This window comes from Fibrobacter sp. UWH5 (genome assembly GCF_900142505.1).
Classification (GTDB): Bacteria; Fibrobacterota; Fibrobacteria; order Fibrobacterales; family Fibrobacteraceae; genus Fibrobacter.
In genome coordinates this window covers 1-17,888 of sequence record NZ_FRBB01000002.1, presented here as the reverse complement: position 1 = coordinate 17,888, position 17,888 = coordinate 1, and the positions used below count along the sequence as shown (strand labels likewise).

The following is a 17,888-nucleotide window of genomic DNA, read 5'->3' as shown; positions in this document are numbered from 1 at the left end:
AAGAAGCCCGCCGAAGCGGGCTTCCTTGCGTTAAATTCGCGGTCTGTTTCGTCTGACGATCTAGGTTAAAGTTCGTCAACCGCTTCAGCACGGAGGTTCGTCACGATGTGGTCCTGGCGCTGGGGAGTGTTGTTTCCCATGTAATAGGCCAACATCTTGCCGAAGTTGGCGTCCGGCGGGAGAATCACGGTTTCCAGACGCATCTGGTCGCCAATGAACTGCCCGAATTCTTCGGGGCTGATTTCGCCCAGACCTTTGAATCGGGTGATTTCCAGACCTGTCTTGCCGATTTCCTTGGCGGCCTTGTCGCGTTCGGCTTCGTCATAGCAGTACTTGGTCACGTTCTTGTTACGCACGCGGAACAGCGGAGTCTGCAAGATGAACAGGTGCTTCTGTTCTACCAGTTCCGGGAAGAACTGCAGGAAGAAGGTCATGAGCAGCAGGCGGATATGCATACCGTCCACATCGGCATCGGTTGCGATAATCACCTTGTCGTAACGCAAGTCTTCAAGGCCATTTTCGATATCCAGAGCGCTCTGGAGCAGGTTGAATTCCTCGTTTTCGTAAACCACCTTCTTGGTAAGTCCGAAACAGTTCAAGGGCTTACCGCGGAGACTGAACACGGCCTGGGTCTGCACGTTGCGAGCCTTGGTGATGGAACCGGATGCAGAGTCACCTTCGGTGATAAAGATCATGGATTCCTTGTTCAGTGCGTTCTTCACGTCGGTCAGGTGGACCTTGCAGTCGCGAAGCTTCTTGTTGTGCAGGCTTGCCTTCTTGGCGCGTTCGTTGGCCAATTTCTTGATACCTGCAATTTCCTTGCGTTCGCGTTCGTTCTGGGTAATGCGATCCTGAAGGGCCTTTGCGGTTTCGGGATTCTTATGGAGGTAGTTGTCCAGTTCCTTGGAAACGTAATCCACGATCCAGGTACGGAGCTGAGCGCCTCCCGGAGAAACGGTGGTGCTGCCCAGTTTGGTCTTGGTCTGGGATTCGAACACCGGTTCCTGGATACGCACAGAAATGGCGCCGATAATGCAGTTGCGGACGTCAGACGGATCCAGATCCTTCTTGAAGAAGTCGCGGGCGCCCTTGACGATACCTTCGCGGAAAGCCTGCTGATGGGTACCGCCCTGGGTGGTATACTGGCCGTTCACGAAACTGTAATAATGTTCGCCATACTGGTTGCCATGGGTAAAGGCGATCTCAATGTCGGACTGCTTGAAATGGGCCACCGGATAACGGATAGAATCGTCTACGTGCTTCTGGAGCAAATCCAGGAGGCCGTTGGGGCTGACGTAGGTCTTGCCGTTCATGATGAGGGAAAGACCGTTGTTCAGGTAGGCATAGTTCCAGACCTTTTCTTCCATGTAGGCGGGAAGGAATCTGAAGTTCTTGAAAATATTGGCGTCCGGTTCGAAGAAAATTTCGGTACCGTTCTTTTCGGTGGTGTCCTTTTCCTTTTCTTCGCGGACAAGCACACCCTTGCTGAATTCTGCTTCCTTGACGCGGCCATCGCGGTAGCTCTTGACGATGAACTTGGTAGAGAGGGCGTTTACAGCCTTGGTACCCACGCCGTTCATACCTACAGACTTCTGGAAGGCGTCGGAATCGTACTTACCACCGGTATTGATCTTGCTGACGCAGTCGATGACCTTGCCCAGGGGGATGCCGCGGCCGAAGTCGCGGATGTGGGCGGAGTGATCTTCAATGTCGATAATGATCTTTTTACCGGCGCCCATGACGAATTCGTCGATGGAGTTGTCGATAATTTCCTTGACGAGAACGTAGATACCGTCATCGGGGCTCTGGCCATCGCCCAGCTTGCCGATGTACATACCCGGACGTTCGCGGATGTGTTCGTTCCATTCCAGTGTTCTAATGCTGTCGTCTGTATACTTTGCTGCTGCCATAATCTTTAAATCAGAACGTTTAAGGTTAAAAAATCAGTTCAAAATGTCTATTTCAAAATGTCTATTTCAAAATTTTTCACAAAGATAAACTTTTTCGCTGACACTTTAGTGTCAAGATAGTTCTGCCCCTGCGAACTTTTCGGTCGACAATATAGTAAAAACGAAATGGAAACTGTTCAAAAGAGCAGTTCCTTGTCGCAAAAAAAAGGCCTGGCCCTGGGCCAAGCCTTTTCCATAAAAATTTGACCTTGTGGGTTAGACGCCCAGAGAAACTCTCATGAGCAGGCTGAAACCATGGAAAGTGTGGTTAATGGGTTCATAGGTGTTAAAGAAGTATTCACCATGAATCCAGGTGTTGAGACGTCTGTTACGATTCAGTAGGATGCCGCCACCAATGTGAGCCTGGAGGCCGTTGTCGCGGATTTCATCGCTGTTGTATTCGTAATCGATGTCAAAGGTTGTTGCAGACATACCCACGCCAATGTAGGGGGCAATCGGACCAGAGAGGATGGGGTAGTAGAAAGAGAAACCCCAGGCGATATAGTCTGTAGTGATGTCTTCGTACTTATCGTAATTATAGTAGTAGTAATCGCCGTTGTTAACCTTGTTATTTCTGTCGACTGTATTGACCTTGTGGCTGATGTTGAGGGTCAGCATGGTGATTGTGTACTTGGAATCGTACGCAAAGAAGAAATCGTAGGAGGTCAGGGGTTCGTAATCGGTGAATGCGTTGATTTCGTCACCGATGAACTTGGTCAGACCGAGACCGACACCGAAGTAGAGATTGGGAATGCGAGGCTTTTTGGCGGGTGCAGGTTCTGCGGCCGGAGCTGCTTCATAAACTGCGGGAGCCGGTGCTGCAACAGGCTGTGCGGCGGGCTGTTTTGCGGGGGCCTTTGCTACGGGCATGGGAGCCGGAGCGGCTGCGACTGGTTCTGCTGCCGGTTTGGGGGTAGGCTCGGCGACAGGCTCTGCAACCGGTTCGGCGGCAGGTTCTGCCTTGGCGACGGATTCAACTGCGGGCTCAACGGCAGGTGCTGCAGCCTGATTTTCGGAACTCATGACTTCGGCCAGTTTTGCAAGGGCCTTGTCCATATTCTCTTCCTTGAGAATCTTGACCTGGTGATTCCAGACAGGCTTGTTTTCGGAATCCTGGATCTTGGCGCTGACCATGGTGGCCTGACCCAACTTGCTGACGTTGATGGAGGCTGTCTTCTGGCAACCTTCGGCAACAATCTGGTAGCTGCCCTGGCTGTCAACGTAGTTCTTGAAAAGGGAAGGAATACTAGCCTGGGTTTCGGCGGAAATGCCACTGGCTTCTACAGGAGAAAGGCAGAGAGGCTCTGCTGCGGAAATATATGCGGCAAGAGAAAAAAAGACGGGGATAAAAATTTTCTTATTCATACCGCAAAAGGTAAATAAAAATACGACGGAACGCATGGTTCCGCCGCATTTTCCGTTGTAAAAATGTGTGGTGTTAATCACATTTTTTCTGGGGTGTGGATTTTAACGGATTTGACGTCCTTTGAGATTGAAGTAGCGAGTAGATCCGTTAACATCGGTCTTTTTGATGTTTATGCTTCCCTTGCGAACAATCAGCTGGCTGCCAACTGTGTTTTTCGGGGAAATTTCGCGTTTCCTGGCGATACTGCTCACTTCAAAGTTGGCGGCAGAGGCTTTTTCGACGTCGAATACCTTGCCAGTAGAGGAAATTGCCTGGAGACCGTTGGCCAGGAAGGCGAAGGGGGCATTCCAGTTGATAGCCACTTCGTTACTGGCGTAGCTGCACTTGTTGTCGTAGAAGGATTTGGCGGGAGCGCTTTCATCGCGGTAGTCTACGTTGCCGCAGGACTTGATGTCGGTGGCGGCGGGGTTGGGACCGCCAGAAAGCATGCCGGGGACGGGGGCTTCAACGGTGTCAGCTGTGCTGGGACGATGGTGGGGGTGCATAACCTGGTTCACGCCATAGCCAGTCAGGTAAGACATATCCAGGGGGTTTCTTCCCATGAGGTAATCCAACAGACCTACTGCAGCATCCAGATACTTCTGTTCCTTGGTCAGGATGTAGGAGTAGATCAGGGCCATGCCCTTGTTGGCAGCGAAGCTATTGGAACCCCAGTTGAAATCCTTGCCGTCCATGGCGACGCCATAGCCGTTATCATTCAAAAGGTCAACGATCTTGTCTCCGAGACCCAAAACCTGAATTCTTGCAGAATCCACATCTGCCTTGTCAAAAATGGTGGGGTTGGTGGATACGGTGTAGGAAGTCAGCATAAAGGTGGTAGACCAGGTGGGCAGAGACGTTCTGGAATGGAACAGGGGGACTTCCTGGAACTTTGCCTTGATGGTTTCGTTCTTGCTGATTCGGAAAAGTTCGGCGGCGGCCCAGATTCGTTCGTCTGTAGCGGAGTTGTCGGAATAGGTTCCGGTGCCGACGCCCGAGGGCTGTACAAACTTTGCGTTAGGATTCAGTGTACCCCAGTAGTAAGCTTTTTCGGCGGCGCGAACGCACTTTTCTGCAAAAGCTTCGTCATAAGGCTTGTAGATGTCTGCTGCGAGAGCCATGACTGCTACGAAGTTCCAGGTAGCGGTGATGCTCTTGCCGATTGCGAAACGGACGGATTTGTCTTTTTCGGGCATGATTTCACCACAGAAATTCTTGGTGGTCAACTTGTGGAAAATACCGCCGTCGACATCCTGCATGGTCAGCATCCATTCAAGGTTCCAGCGGATTTCATCAAGAATGTCGGGAACGTCGTTCTTGCTTTCGGGAATGTTCAAATTCAGGGACTTGAAATAGTCTTCGTTCAGACGGTAAAGCTGAAGAAGGGTGTAGGTTGTGATGCCGGAGTTGACAATGTATTTGCCGTAGTCACCTGCGTCATACCATCCCTTGGCTCCATTAAAGGTGGAGATGTTGTCGATGATTCCTGTGGATTCGTGGTATCGAACAGCTGTGTCCGGGTGGCCTGCTGCGCGGGCGTACTTGCCGGCGAATTCTTCGGTCAGTTCGGTGGATGAACGCTGGAAGTAGAAGAACTTGAGGGCGGCCTTGCCGATTGCCTCATAGGCGTTATCGCTGACAATAATGGGGTAGCCTACGGCTTCATCGCCAATGTAGGCCTGGTAGGTGCCAGCCTTGGAAAGTTCGGAAAAATCTACAAGGGAGGCTGCTGTATCGCCTGCGGGTGCCCAAGGTGCCGCTGCAGGAACCTTTACGGACAGAGCCTTTGAACCGGAAGCGTCCTTGAAGGTAACTTCCATGCCTTCTGCGCTAACGACTGCAATTTGCTTGAGTCCCTTGGTCAAGAAGCCAATCTGGTTCTGGTGAACTGTTGCTGCCACAGCACTTTGGGCTGCTATAGTAGAGAACGCAGCGACAGTCAGGAATCTTGCGATACTTTTTTGAAATTCATAAACCAATCCTCATGTTTGACTATAAAATTAAACAGAGCGAGGATTGTCTTGCTGAAATAATTGCACAAAAGTGTTTTCTGCTGAAAACACCCTAATGTGGAATGTTCTAGTAAGTCTTACTTGGAAGAGAGTGCCTTATATAGGGCACGGATGGCATTGCCGCGGTGGCTGATGACTTTCTTTTCTTCAAGTTCCATCTGGGCGAAAGTTCTGGTTTCGCCATTGGGAACGAAGAGAGGGTCGTATCCAAAACCCATATCGCCTACGGGTGCATAATTGATGTTGCCTCGGCATTCGCCTTCATAAATCTTAGGCTTGGTCACGGAGAACTTTCCGTCTTCGCCCTTGATGACTTGCTGGTAGGAGAGGGCGCAGAAATAGCGGGCGGCGCGATCTTTGATTCCCTCAAGTTTTGCCATTAGTTTGTCATTGTTGGCGTTGTCATCGCCGTGACCGCCGGCATAGCGAGCACTGTAAATTCCCGGTTCGCCATTTAGTGCAAAAACTTCAAGACCGGAATCGTCGGCAAGAACGGTTGCTTCGATACCGCGGTCGGCGAGCCACTGGGCGGTAACGCTAGACTTGATGATGGCATTGGCGGCAAAGGAGTTTCCGTCTTCTACGATATCCCCGTCAAAACCGATGTCCTTGAGAGTCTTGAATTCATAGTGGTCTGTTCCCAGGATGTGGGCGAAATCACGAATTTTACCTGCGCTGCCGGTAGCGATAACAAAAAGACTTTTCATGGGTGAGGTTCGGTTAAAGGTTGATGGGGAAGATTAGTAGTGTTCCGGTTTAAGGACGATGAGGATTGCGTCGACGACGATACCTACGCCGCAAAGACCTCCAGTGCAAAGCCAGAGGATTCCCGTCCAGATTTTTCCTTCGTAAAAACGGTGCAGTCCTAGATAGCCTAGTAAGATACAGAGGGCTAGAGCTATCCACTTGTTGTGTTCACCTTGTGCGGGCATAAGCATTCCTTTATTTACCGAGTTAAATATAGAAATTGTTCCTTTCCTGTAACACTTGGATATGTTTGATGTGTTACCCAGAGGAAATGAATTTTTAGAATCAAAAAAAATAAAGTCGGGCGGAGTTTTTTATATTCCCTAATGAATATGAAAAATTATACCGTTAAATGTTTTAAGGTCGGGGCCGTTCTCGCTGCATCGGCTTTTTCTTTTGGTTTGATGTCTTGTGCCGGAAGTAATTCCGGGGTCGATAAGAAGACTGAAATTGATTCTTCTGCAGAAATGGTTGCGCCTGTCATTCCGCTGCCGCCTCCTTCTTCACCGGTTGCCGTTTTCGAAATGAAAGTGGTTTCTGCAGACAAGCAGATTCGTGTGGTGGAAAAGCCCACCATGGCTGCCCTTGATTTTGCCGCCTATTTTAACAATCCTATCCGTTGGGCCGGTAAGGATGAAAAGCCTGAAAATTATACTGGTAAGATGGCTTCCGCCGAGCTGAAGGATTATCCGTTCCCCATGCTGGATTCTCTTTCTGCTTATGAACCGGCCGTTGTCGGTGGACGTGCTCCCATTTCTTGGGAACCTTTTGCCAAGTTGATGTATACCCAGTTGGGTAACGATTCCCTGAATGTAATTTTGAATTCCGTGGAAGCGGTCAAGTGGGACGAACCTGAAGTGTTCCGTGCCTTCCAGAATGTGAATCGCATGTGGGGTGTTCCCATGAGTGACGGTTCTGTGGAATGGTGGGTCGAGGTGATGCCAGCTTTCTGGACGGGTCGCAGTGTTTTCTATGGTAAGCTGAAGTACAAGTCTACTGGAGAGGCTGCTGAAATCCTGAATTACTATCTAACTGGTGAGATGAATGCGGATGATGCCATGAACTGGGCTCGCACTTTGTCTTCTTACTGGTATCCGACCTTGAATACAGATTTGGAACCGCATACGGCAGGTGCTCCCTGGGAAAATGGTAAACCCTTTGCCGTGATGCGTGGCAATCCAATGGGCACGCCTATGTGGATCGGCTTTGAAGTTCCTGCGTTCCGTATGAGTGATGAGGCGATTCGAGCTAAGCAGGTGGCTGATTCTCTGGCCAATTCCGGCGAAGTGATTCCGGTGGAACGTCACTTGGATACAACGTCTGCATTCCGCCTTGAAACTTTGAATGAAGTGAAGGGTTCCTGCCCGGCGAACGAAGCTACCGCAACATTCCGCAAGGCTCTGGCAGAACAGATGGCGAAACTGCCCAAGGAACAGAATGCCTGGGCCGAAGTAGATGCTAACGGCAAGAAGGTGGAGGGAGGTTTCCTCTGGTTCCGTCGCAATGCAAATTATCTGCTGGCTGACAAGATTAGTGCCCAGGATTCTCTCCATAATCCGCTGCCCCGAATGGTAGAATTGAAGCAGTATCTGGATTCTCTTGGTATCCAATTGTTGGTTGTTCCAGTTCCGGTGAAAGAAGAAATCTATGGTGAAAAGCTTGTGCCGGGGACTGCTGCTGACTTGTGCGTCAATCCTGAAGGTCGAGCCTTTACTCAGGAACTTCTGGAAGCGGGTATCGATGTGCTGGATATTTATCCGGCACTTATGTCGGCAAAGGCAGGCGATGAACCGCCTCATTTCAGCTACCAGCGCTACGATACCCACTGGGCCTTGCCGGGTGAACTTGCTGCCATGGAACTTTTGGCCGGCCGCGTGACGCAGTATAGCTGGTACGCAGAGACGGGGGCTCAGCCTGGTTCCCTGAATTTGCAGGAAACGACCACCTTGCGTGAAGGTGATCTGGTGGCTCATTTGCCGGATGCAGAAAAAGCAAAGTATCCTGCGGATACCTTGAACGTGATGAAGGTTTATAAGGGAACTGAAACTTATAAGGGTGGTAAGAATGCTCCTATTCTTTTGATGGGGGATTCTTTTACGGGTGTGTTTGAAAGTGTGGATCAGAAGAGTGGTGGACCGGGTTCCTTGCTGGCTTATGCAACAGGTTTGGATGTACAGGTGCTTACCAGTTGGGGCGGTGGCCCTGGCGTGCGCAGCCGTATGATGAAGATGAAGAAGGATATGCAAAGCAAGAGACTCGTTGTCTACATGATGACAGCAAGAGACCTCTGGCAATCCCCCATGGAGTGGGACGCGCTTCGGTGATGATTAGTTTTGCTCCGGGCGATGCGTTTCGGTTGGGTGAAAACGTATGAAAAAGTCGAAATACATCTTTAAGCTGTTTGTTCCTGGAACTTTGTTTGTTCTGGGGGGTATTGGGTTGTATTGGCTTTGGGGTGGTCAGGGTGGAAATCCTAGCTACTTGGAAATGGCTTGTGGCTTTGAGGGTCGCTCTGTGGATTGCGCTGATTCTACGGATGATTGGCGAAGGGGGCTTGCGTTTTACGACAGTTCCCTTGCAGCTTCGGGTGATACCTTAGGTTCCCTAAAAAAATTGCTCTGGAATTTCTGGGATATAAAATTTGCCGGGGCGGGGGAGGCTGCGGTATCGGAAGGTTCCATTTTACCGTTGAAGGTTCTTGATGCGAAAACCTCGGGTTGTATGGGATTGGCCTGGCTTGCCATGATGGTGGCTGAGGCTCGTGAAATCAATCTTTCTGCAATTCTCTTGCCGGGGCATGTTTTTTTACGCTATGGCTCAGTAAACCTGGAACCTAATCGCCAGGGGTATTCCTACACGGATGACGAATACCGTGAAAAATACAAGTCTGGACCATGGACGGGTTTTGAATTTAAACCGTTGACATCCTCCCAGTTCATGGGGCTTGCCGCCTTTAACATGGGCAATCTGTATTTAAAAGATGATGTACATCACGCTCTGATTTGGTATCGGGTTGCAGAACAGTTTTTTCCTGATTATGAAGGCATAAAGGTAAACCAGCAGGTTGCAAAGAATAGTCTTTAATTTTATAAATTTGGTTGTCTAACCAGGACTATTTATGCCTAAACATCTCAAAAAATATTTGACATCGTTCTTTGCTTTGGGAATGGTATTTTGTTCTCTTTCGTGCTCCGATTCTGAACCGGAGGCGAAGATTGTGATGCCGGAGTATTTTCAGCCTGTAATGGATAGGGATTCTGTCGAAGGTATGCTCCGGATTCTTGCCGCAGGGCACTCAACCTTCTTGGGCTCGGAATATGGTAAGGTCAATGAACGCCCCGTGATGAAGGTGGAATTCGATTACAATTTTTCTGTGGGACGACATGAGGTAACCTGTAAGGAATTTAACGAACTGAAACTGTTGCAGATTCCTTGCGACAACGATAGTCTGCCTGCAACCAATGTTACCTTCTATGATGCGGTTCTCTTTGCCAATGGCAAAAGCGTCAAGGATCATAGGGATACAGCCTATTCCTACACGAAGGCTGTTTTTGACACAGAAGGACATTGCACTGATTTAGAGGGTTTTGTCTTCAGGCCAGAAACCGATGGCTACCGTTTGCCAACGGAAGCGGAATGGGTCCTGGTGGCCTCTACGGGTTGGAATCCTGATTTGTCTTGGAATGCCGGCAATTCTGACTATGTACTGCATCCTGTGTGTTCCGTGAAAAAGACAGGAAATACCCTGTCTAGGAAAGCCGTTAAAGAAGAATTGATGCTTTGCGATATGGCAGGTAATGCCATGGAGTGGGTGAATGACTGGCTTGGTTATTTCAAGGATACTACGATTTTAAATTATACGGGAGCTCCTGATGGAGGCTCTCTTGGTGAACGTGTTGTAAAGGGTGGAAGCTATCGTAATGATTTAACATCCTTGAATGTGTATTCCCGTGGCGATATCTATACGGTGACTTCTTCGACTAGGGCGGACTATGTGGGATTTAGGCTGGCTTATGGTAAAATCGCCAACGCAACATGGTTGTCTTCTGATGGCTCCGCCAACGGGAGCCGCGTACTTTCTCTAGTTAGCTCGTCTACCATGCAGTCCCTGGTGGGAACATTTTCTGCAAAGCTTGCTTTCCGAAACAATGTATCTGGAAACTTGAGCTTTGTGAATTATGCCAGTGGCCGTTCTACCGTTAGGGAAATCCATGATACACTGTCGGTTTATCATCCGGATATTTCCCCTGATGGTTCCAAGGTGGCCTTCTGTACCAAGTCGGAAGGAGTTAGCGGCCGTTCTGAACTTTATGTGCGTAATTTAGATGTGTCTGGTTTCGGTCTGGTTAAACTTGATGTTGAAAGTGCCGCTATACCTCGCTGGCGTGTTACCGAAGATGGGGATACGACGATTGTATATGTGACGGATGCTGGCAACAATAAAAATGATGATTCCTTTAAAGCAACTTCTACATGGCAGGTTTCTTTTGCAAACGGCAAGTTCGGTACTCCCAAGAAACTGTTTGATGGAGCCTATCATGGCGGTGTTAACGAAAAGTTGGCTGTAACCGGTGCTCGTTTGCTCCGTGCAAAAGTTGCCCGTAAGGGGGAAACCCTGGCTTCTTCCGCAAAGGATGAAGTATGGTACAATGGTGAACAGGCCTGTAACGTTTCCTTGTCTAAAGATGGCTCTGCAAGAACCTTATTCCTTGATTTTGGTGGAAAGACTGGTGCTGACTTTGTAGGCGAAAAATACAGAACTCACCAGCGCCTGCTGATTGCCGATGAGTCTGGCAAACTGGTACAGTCTGTTGCCGCTCCCGAAAACTATACCTTTGATCATAGCGAATGGGCTCTAAGAAACAATTGGAGCGACAAGGAAAATTTTGCTGTAGCTACTCTTACCGATTTGGAAGGTTCTCATGTTAGAATTGCCTTGATTAATCTTGCTGACAGTAGCGTGGTTGAACTGATTGAAGGTGATGACCTTTGGCATCCTAGTCTGTGGATTAAGCACAGCGGTCACGCAGGAGGAGAGTCTACGATTGATTGGGATAGTGCTGGCGTCTACCTCGGAGATGGCCATAATCTTGAACAGGCTCGCTATAGAATCAAGATTCAGAAGTTTTGGGAACAGTTAGACCGTACAGAAGTCCTGATGGTCGGAAGTTCTCGCAGTGAAATGGGCTTGAATCCCGACCTCTATCCGGAATGGAATATGCTGAATGTGGCTGTGTCGGGTATTGACGGTCATCGAGACTTGAATTTTATCCGAAACTACGCCTTGAAGCATGCAGACCGTTTGAAGGCTATTGTATTCTCTGTCGATTTGGATAACTGGCGTGGTGTCGAAGATCACTGGGCTTTGATTAGAGATTTTGTGCCTGGGTATATTTATGACGAAAACCACAATCATTGGGAAGATGGAATTCCCGAAGGCTTTGTTGATGCGGTTCGTGAAGCCTATCCTGCAGAAGATGAACTCGTGGAACAGTTTAGTGAACGCGGAAATATTTGGTCTGCTTCTCGCGGCTGGAATTCTGATCCGGTTGACGTCCTGTTTGACTCTGTCTTTACCGATAAACAGCTGGAATTCCTGGATAGTTGCTTGCAGGAAGTGGAAGCTCTGACTGATATTGCTGCAGAAAAAGGCATTTATCTTATAGGTATAATTTTCCCGCAGGCACCCCAATATGCCAATACCGGTAGCTTTGGTGTTTATGGCCTACAACGCAGTATCGCTGTTGAAAAAATCCAGTGGCTGAATGATTTGGCCAAGCGAAAGAAACATTTTATCCTGATGGATGAATACAAGATGGGTTACCATAACTACGCTGATGAAATGGCCTATAATCGTGACCATTTAAGTAGTGTGGGTGCCGAATACATAACAACCCGCCTTGTTGATGTGTTGAAAGGACTTAAGTAATGAAACGTGTATTTAGCCTTGCCTTGTGCATGATGGTCTTGCTTTTCTGGGGCTGTTCGGATTCTGCTAGCAGCTCTACGGAAGAAGGCTATATGCCAAAGGGAATGGTGTATTTTGATCCTGCCGCAGAATTTGACAACTTCCTTGGAACCGATGATGAAGATGCCAAGGAAAATGAAAAGACCAAGATGCGGGTCCTTTTCAACTACAGTTTCTACATGGATAAGCATGAGGTTACTTGTGGCGATTACAAGAAGTTGGCCAAGGGCGAAAAGTGGGGGAAGTTCGTTTCCTGTTCAAAAGAAAATTTGCCTGTGACGAACGTGACCTTCTATGATGCGGTTCTATATGCGAATGCCTTGAGTAAGCAAGAGAAGCTGGATACGGTTTATTCCTATACGGGAATGACTTTTGATTCCGACGGAAACTGCACTAACCTGGAAGGCTTCGTCTATAAAATGGAAAATGTGGGCTTCCGTTTGCCCACTGAAGCGGAATGGGCTTTTGCCGCAAAGACAAATTGGCTCCCGAAGAAAAGCTGGAATAGCGACAATTCTGATTATGAAGTTCATGAAGTCTGCACTACCGGCGATGATTTGAATGTGTGTGATCTGGCCGGTAACGTTGCGGAATGGGTGAACGACTGGCTGGGAAAATTTGCCGATACTACAGTGTATAACTTTGTGGGGGCGCTGAACGGCGGCTCTCTTGGTGAACGCATTATCAAGGGGGGGAGCTATCAGAATTCTCCCAAGTCCATGCATGTCTACAGCAGGGGTGACGTTTATACCGTAACATCTTCAACGAAGGCCGATTATGTGGGCTTCCGACTTGTCTATGGTCCCTTCCTTTCTGCGGTATGGTTGAGCAGTGATGGTACCATTAGTTGCAATCGCGTAGGTTCCGTTATTGACTATAACACCATATACCGCCTTTCAAAAAGTTATAAGGGAAAGCTTGCCTTTAGAGACGATATGACGGGAAATCTCGCCTATGTGGACTATTCTAACGGCTTCTTGAATGCTTATGAGTTTGATGATTCCGTTTCGGTCTATCATCCGGAAATTTCTCCTGACGGTCGATATGTCGCCTATTGTACAGGATTGGAAGGCGTAAGTGGAAAGTCTAACCTTTTTGTTAGAAACCTTGAAACTTATAAACGTTATAAGCTGGATAGCGATCATGCCGCAATTCCCAGATGGCGAGTTCTGGATAACGGAGATACCGTAATCGTTTATGTATCCGATGCTGGTAATAATAAGAACGAATCTGACTTTGAGAAAAAAAGCACTTGGCAGGTAACTTTCTCGAATAACCGTTTTGGAACTCCGAAGAAACTCTTTAACGGAGCCTATCATGGGGGCGTCAGCAACAACAATAAGTTTGCTGTGACGGGGGCCCGCCTGCTTAGAGCTCGTGTGGGTGGGGCGGATACGGTCTGGTATAATGGTGAACAGGCCTGCAACGTGTCGCTATCCCATGATGTTTGCAAGAGGACTTTGTTCCTGGATTTCGGTGGAAAGACTGGCAAGGAATTTGTTGGCGATGATTACAAGACCCACGAACGTATTCTTGTGGCCGATAGTACGGGCAAGCTCATTCAATCCGTAAAGGCTCCCGAAGGATTTTCTTTTGACCATAGCGAGTGGGTTCAGAATCGCAATCCTAATGAATGTTCTAACCTGATTGTGGCTACCGTTACCAATTCCAACAATGCTCATCCTAAGATCGTGCTGGTAAACCTTTCTGACAGTAGCGTTATCGATGTGGCCGAAAGTGATGAGTTGTGGCATCCCAGTTTCTGGATTCAGCAACCGATAAAATTGGAAAACGAATCTGTCCTTGATCCCGATAGCGCGGGTGTCTATATGAAACCTAGCGACAGTCAAAGTGCGCTTCTGATGCGCTATAAGATGGAACTGATCTGGAAATATAGGGATTCCGCCGAGGTTGTTATTGTTGGCTCGTCTAGACCTTTGGATGGTGTGTCTCCGAACAAGATGAAAGATGATTTCTTTTCTATCAATATTGCGCAGACGCCAAGCTCCATTTATACCATTAGGGATTTGCTGCACAAGTATGTGTTCAACCATGTGAAGAACATGAAATATATCGTCCTGTCGCTGGATATTGATTTCTGGCATAAGGTCGATGGTGCTGACGGTGATAACTTCTTTGACTCTTATTACAAGAACTATCCTGGTTATGTGTACGATGAAAATCACGATTATTGGAAGGATGGATATCCTGAAGGTCTTGCGGAATATACTGAAGACGGACCTGGTGTGTTGTCCGGTTCAGATTATAAGGTGGATTATGGACGTTACTGCAAGGCGAAATGCAAATCCTGGGGCAAGAATCCCGAGGTCCTGTTTGACTCCACATATTTAGATGATCATCCCGCATTGCTCGACAGTAGCTTTAATACGTTAGTTTCCATTATCAAGGAAGCTAAGAAACGTGATATCTATGTGGTTGGCGTTTTGTTCCCGCAGAATCCGGCATACAAGAAAACAGGCGCTTACGGACGCTACGGCTTGCGTCGCAGTAAGGCCAAGAGCCTTATCAAGAAGATTGAGGCGCTGAGCGAAAAGTACCCGAATTTCGTGATGATGGATGAAAATAAGATGGGAAACCACGACTACGATGATGACATGGCTTCTGATGCAGACCACCTCTGCTATTATGGGGCTATGCGGATTACTAGCCGTATTGATTCCTTGCTTAAGACCTTGGAGTAGTCTTGCCTAGGATGCTTTCATTTATCTGTTTGACGGCAATTCTGGTTGCACTATTCCCGTTAACGGATACTGATATCTGGTGGCACCTGGCCTGTTCGCGAGAATGGGTGGTTACGTGGACTCCTGTTCGTGAACCTGTCGTAAATGTACATGAATACTTTCAGGCCGTTACGGGTTTTGTCTATGGTCTAGGTGGAGCCCCCTTGCTTGTATTTGCAAAGTCCTTGCTTTGGGGCTTGGTATTTTGGCTTTTCCTCCGCCCTTGCTATAAAACCTTAAGTTGGCTGGTGACGGTGTGCTTCGCCATTTTACTTTTTGTTTTCCGTTATCAGTTTGAAATCCGTCCTGTTGTATTCAGTCTTGTATTTCTAGGACTGTATTGGAATCTCCTTGAAAAAGTTTTTGATTCTGCCTGGGCCTTGAAAAAGAAAATGATGGTGTCGCTGCTGGTTCTCTTGGTACAGTGGCTATGGTGCAAATGCCAGGGATTGTACATTCTCGGCCCTCTCTTTGCATTCTATGTTCTTGTTTCCAGGGTTAAATGCTGGTGGCGTTCTCCATGGATTGCCTTTGTAATAGCAATGTTCTTGATGCCACTTCTTCATGCTGAAGGACTCCGGCTTTTCCTGTATCCGTTTGGACTTCTTGACCGGCTTTTAGGGCTTACGGAATCCGCCTCTATTTTTGCAAGTGAAATTGCCGAGAATAGGTCACCCTTCAAGATTCTTCTTGCCGGAGAATCTGTGGGAACTTCTGCACTTGTAATCTTGATGTCGCTGGCGGGAATTGCGATTAGCCTACGGAGTTCTTTTAAGTATCGCTTTTGCCTGCTTGTGGTTTCGGTTCTCGCTTTGACCGCTGAACGGAATTTCGTGCTGTTCCTGCCCGTGTTCATCTACAGTGTGGTTGTGGTGACTGCCGGAGTGAATCTGTGGATAAAGAGAATGACCGCCCGTGGGCGGCAAGTCGTATTGGGCATTCTGTGTGCGGCATTGATGTTTGTCGCAGGGCTTTGGTGCCGTTCTCTAACAACGTACGATTGCTCGATGATTTCGTATCAGCGTGTGCCTGTGTTGGCGGCACAGTGGATGTCGATGCATCCTCATTCGGGAAGATTGTTTAATGATGACCGTGCTGGAGGGTATCTAGCCTTTATAAATCCTGCGGATTCAACGTACATCGACGGACGCTTTATTTTAAAGTCAGCGGATTTTTTTCGGCAGTATCTAAACTTTGCCGAAAATCCCCAGGAGTTTGTAACTCATGCGCAAATTCATAATATAGATAGGGCCGTTCTTCCCTTGCGATATTACGCCCGTTGGGAAAAGCTGATTAATTCCTTGATTCAGTCGGGTCGGTGGACTTGCGTTTATAACGATGAGTACTTTGCAGTACTAGATCGCGTCAACTAAACGGATTCCAGGTTACGTTCTTTTATCTGTATGCATTCCTGGATGCGAAAATGGCCGCCAGCGTTATGGTTTGACCCACGGCCGGCGACCTCTTCTCTCTCATAGAAAATTTGAGTTACTTGATGCTGATTGCCTTCATCTTGGAAACGGATCCAGACTTTACGCGAACCAGGTACTTACCTGCAGGGAATGCGGCAAGGGAAAGTTCGCCCTGCACGTTGTTGATGTCCATCAGCTTGTCACCCTTTGCGGTAAAGATTTCAACGTTGGCGGTAGCACCGGAAACGTTCAATGCCTTGCCCGAGAAGGTTACGTCAAAGTTTGCGCTGTGCAAACCATGGATTGCTTCTTCCGGATTGGGTTCCGGAATGGGGGCGGTGGCGCACCTGGTGTAAGTGGTGGGATTGGTTGACAGATATTCCTTGACCATTTGGCCGGAGGTGGTGTACTGCAGGCTGTTCCTGTTGGATCCGCTGCTGAATGCGGCGGTACCTTCTTCAACCTTGGAGGCACTCCAGTTTGCCCAGGAAAGTTTATTCTGATTCATCCAATTCTGCCAGCTGGTGTTGCGGCCGGTATCGGGATTGCCGCCGCCGTTTGCGTCGGCGGTTCCCCATTCAGACACGAATACGGACAGACCGGCGTTGATTGCCTGCTGGGCATTGGCGCCTTCGCAGGGGTCACCCCAGCTTGTCTGACCTTCCCAACAATGGGAATTGGCGTAATAGTGGAAGGTGTAGGCGATGTTTTCGCCGGTTACTTCGTTATTGATGGCTTCCTGCGGGTTTTGGTCATACTTTCTGTTGCCCACAAGAATCAGGTTGTCGGAATGTTGACGGATGGCGGAAACGACCTTGTCTGCGTAGTCCTTGATCACGCCCCAGGATGTTTCCTTGGGCTCGTTGTAAAGTTCGAAAATGACGTGGTCATACTGACCCCACTTCTGGGCCATTTCTGTGAAGAATTTTGTTGCGTTGTCCACTTCTTCGTGAGCCTGATGGGAATGCCAGTCGATAACGACATAGATGTCGTTCTTGATGGCTGCTTCTACCACGGTGTTCATAAGATTGGTCTGGAATTCGGCATCGGTTGCATAGCCGGTAATGTGCTTGGACTTGTCGTTGCCGCAACTTTCCGTTCCGTCCTTACATCCCCACCAGTCTTCGTTGGTTGTACCCATGGCGGCACGGACAATCTGGACGTTCATGTCGTTGACCATAGTGGCGATACCTTCGGGAGTCCAGAATTCGGTAGACTTCGCGACCATACTCCAGTAAAGGCTCATGCCGCGAACCTGTACTTCGGCACCGTCCTTGACGCCTTCGCAGGATCCGTAAATGCGGCCCTGTCCAGCAGAATTCTTACCGGTGATGAGCTGGCCGTACTGACTAACGGGACCCACGCGGGTGGGGGTGATTGTCTGAGCGGATGCCAGGCCAAAACCCAGGGTCATGGCGCAGGCGAGAGCGGGAATAGAAAACATCTTCATATAGCACACCTTTTTTTTGTACTAAAATAAATTCAAAAGTTTAATTTGCGATTAATTGTAAGTGATTTATGTATACGGATGGAACCGATTGTGTTTCTCATCAAGTTTTTGTCTTATCCTGAAAAAAGTTGACACTATACAAAAAGGCAGGTATAGTGCAAATGGAGACAAAACAGGTCACAAAGTCGGTTCTCGCATACGACG

At 48.4% G+C, this 17,888-nt stretch carries 11 protein-coding genes; 5 read left to right on the top strand and 6 right to left on the bottom strand.

Annotated elements, in window-relative coordinates:
• Positions 1-65: 65 nt before the first annotated feature.
• From BUB38_RS02925 to BUB38_RS02905, 5 genes are all read right to left on the bottom strand, one after another.
• Positions 66-1,910 (bottom strand): DNA topoisomerase IV subunit B, encoded by a 1,845-nt coding sequence (locus BUB38_RS02925; protein ID WP_073156822.1) that lies wholly within the window; start codon positions 1,908-1,910, stop codon positions 66-68.
• Between the two features lie 255 nt (positions 1,911-2,165).
• Complete coding sequence (locus tag BUB38_RS02920; protein ID WP_139258187.1) at positions 2,166-3,314, bottom strand: hypothetical protein; 1,149 nt, start codon at positions 3,312-3,314, stop codon at positions 2,166-2,168.
• A gap of 102 nt (positions 3,315-3,416) precedes the next feature.
• Entirely contained in the window at positions 3,417-5,333 is a 1,917-nt protein-coding gene (locus BUB38_RS02915; protein WP_083541868.1) for a glycoside hydrolase family 9 protein, read from the bottom strand.
• A gap of 110 nt (positions 5,334-5,443) precedes the next feature.
• Positions 5,444-6,073: an RdgB/HAM1 family non-canonical purine NTP pyrophosphatase gene (gene rdgB / locus BUB38_RS02910; RefSeq protein ID WP_073156814.1), complete on the bottom strand. Its 630-nt coding sequence runs from the start codon at positions 6,071-6,073 to the stop codon at positions 5,444-5,446.
• A gap of 33 nt (positions 6,074-6,106) precedes the next feature.
• A complete protein-coding gene (locus BUB38_RS02905; RefSeq protein WP_073157379.1) occupies positions 6,107-6,298 on the bottom strand; it encodes a TM2 domain-containing protein in 192 nt (63 codons plus the stop codon).
• Between the two features lie 147 nt (positions 6,299-6,445).
• On the opposite strand from BUB38_RS02905, the gene BUB38_RS02900 reads away from it, so the two are divergent.
• The 5 genes from BUB38_RS02900 (at position 6,446) to BUB38_RS02880 (ending at position 16,195) form a co-directional block, all read left to right on the top strand.
• The gene (locus BUB38_RS02900; RefSeq protein WP_249269301.1) at positions 6,446-8,437 is read left to right on the top strand and encodes an alginate O-acetyltransferase AlgX-related protein; all 1,992 of its coding nucleotides are present in this window, start codon (positions 6,446-6,448) and stop codon (positions 8,435-8,437) included.
• 46 nt (positions 8,438-8,483) lie between these two features.
• Positions 8,484-9,197 carry a transglutaminase family protein gene (locus BUB38_RS02895; RefSeq protein WP_073156812.1) on the top strand — a complete coding sequence of 238 codons (714 nt, stop codon included), beginning with the start codon at positions 8,484-8,486 and terminating at the stop codon, positions 9,195-9,197.
• 82 nt (positions 9,198-9,279) lie between these two features.
• Positions 9,280-12,042 (top strand): TIGR02171 family lipoprotein, encoded by a 2,763-nt coding sequence (locus BUB38_RS02890; RefSeq protein ID WP_175547630.1) that lies wholly within the window; start codon positions 9,280-9,282, stop codon positions 12,040-12,042.
• On the top strand, positions 12,042-14,783 hold the full coding sequence (locus tag BUB38_RS02885; protein ID WP_073156806.1) for a TIGR02171 family lipoprotein: 2,742 nt from the start codon (positions 12,042-12,044) through the stop codon (positions 14,781-14,783). The genes BUB38_RS02890 and BUB38_RS02885 overlap by 1 nt, the downstream gene beginning before the upstream one ends.
• Positions 14,784-14,794: 11 nt before the next feature.
• On the top strand, positions 14,795-16,195 hold the full coding sequence (locus BUB38_RS02880) for a hypothetical protein (RefSeq protein ID WP_073157377.1): 1,401 nt from the start codon (positions 14,795-14,797) through the stop codon (positions 16,193-16,195).
• A gap of 115 nt (positions 16,196-16,310) precedes the next feature.
• Here the strand turns inward: BUB38_RS02880 and BUB38_RS02875 are convergent, their stop codons facing one another.
• Entirely contained in the window at positions 16,311-17,684 is a 1,374-nt protein-coding gene (locus tag BUB38_RS02875; RefSeq protein WP_073156803.1) for a glycoside hydrolase family 5 protein, read from the bottom strand.
• Positions 17,685-17,888 lie beyond the last annotated feature (204 nt).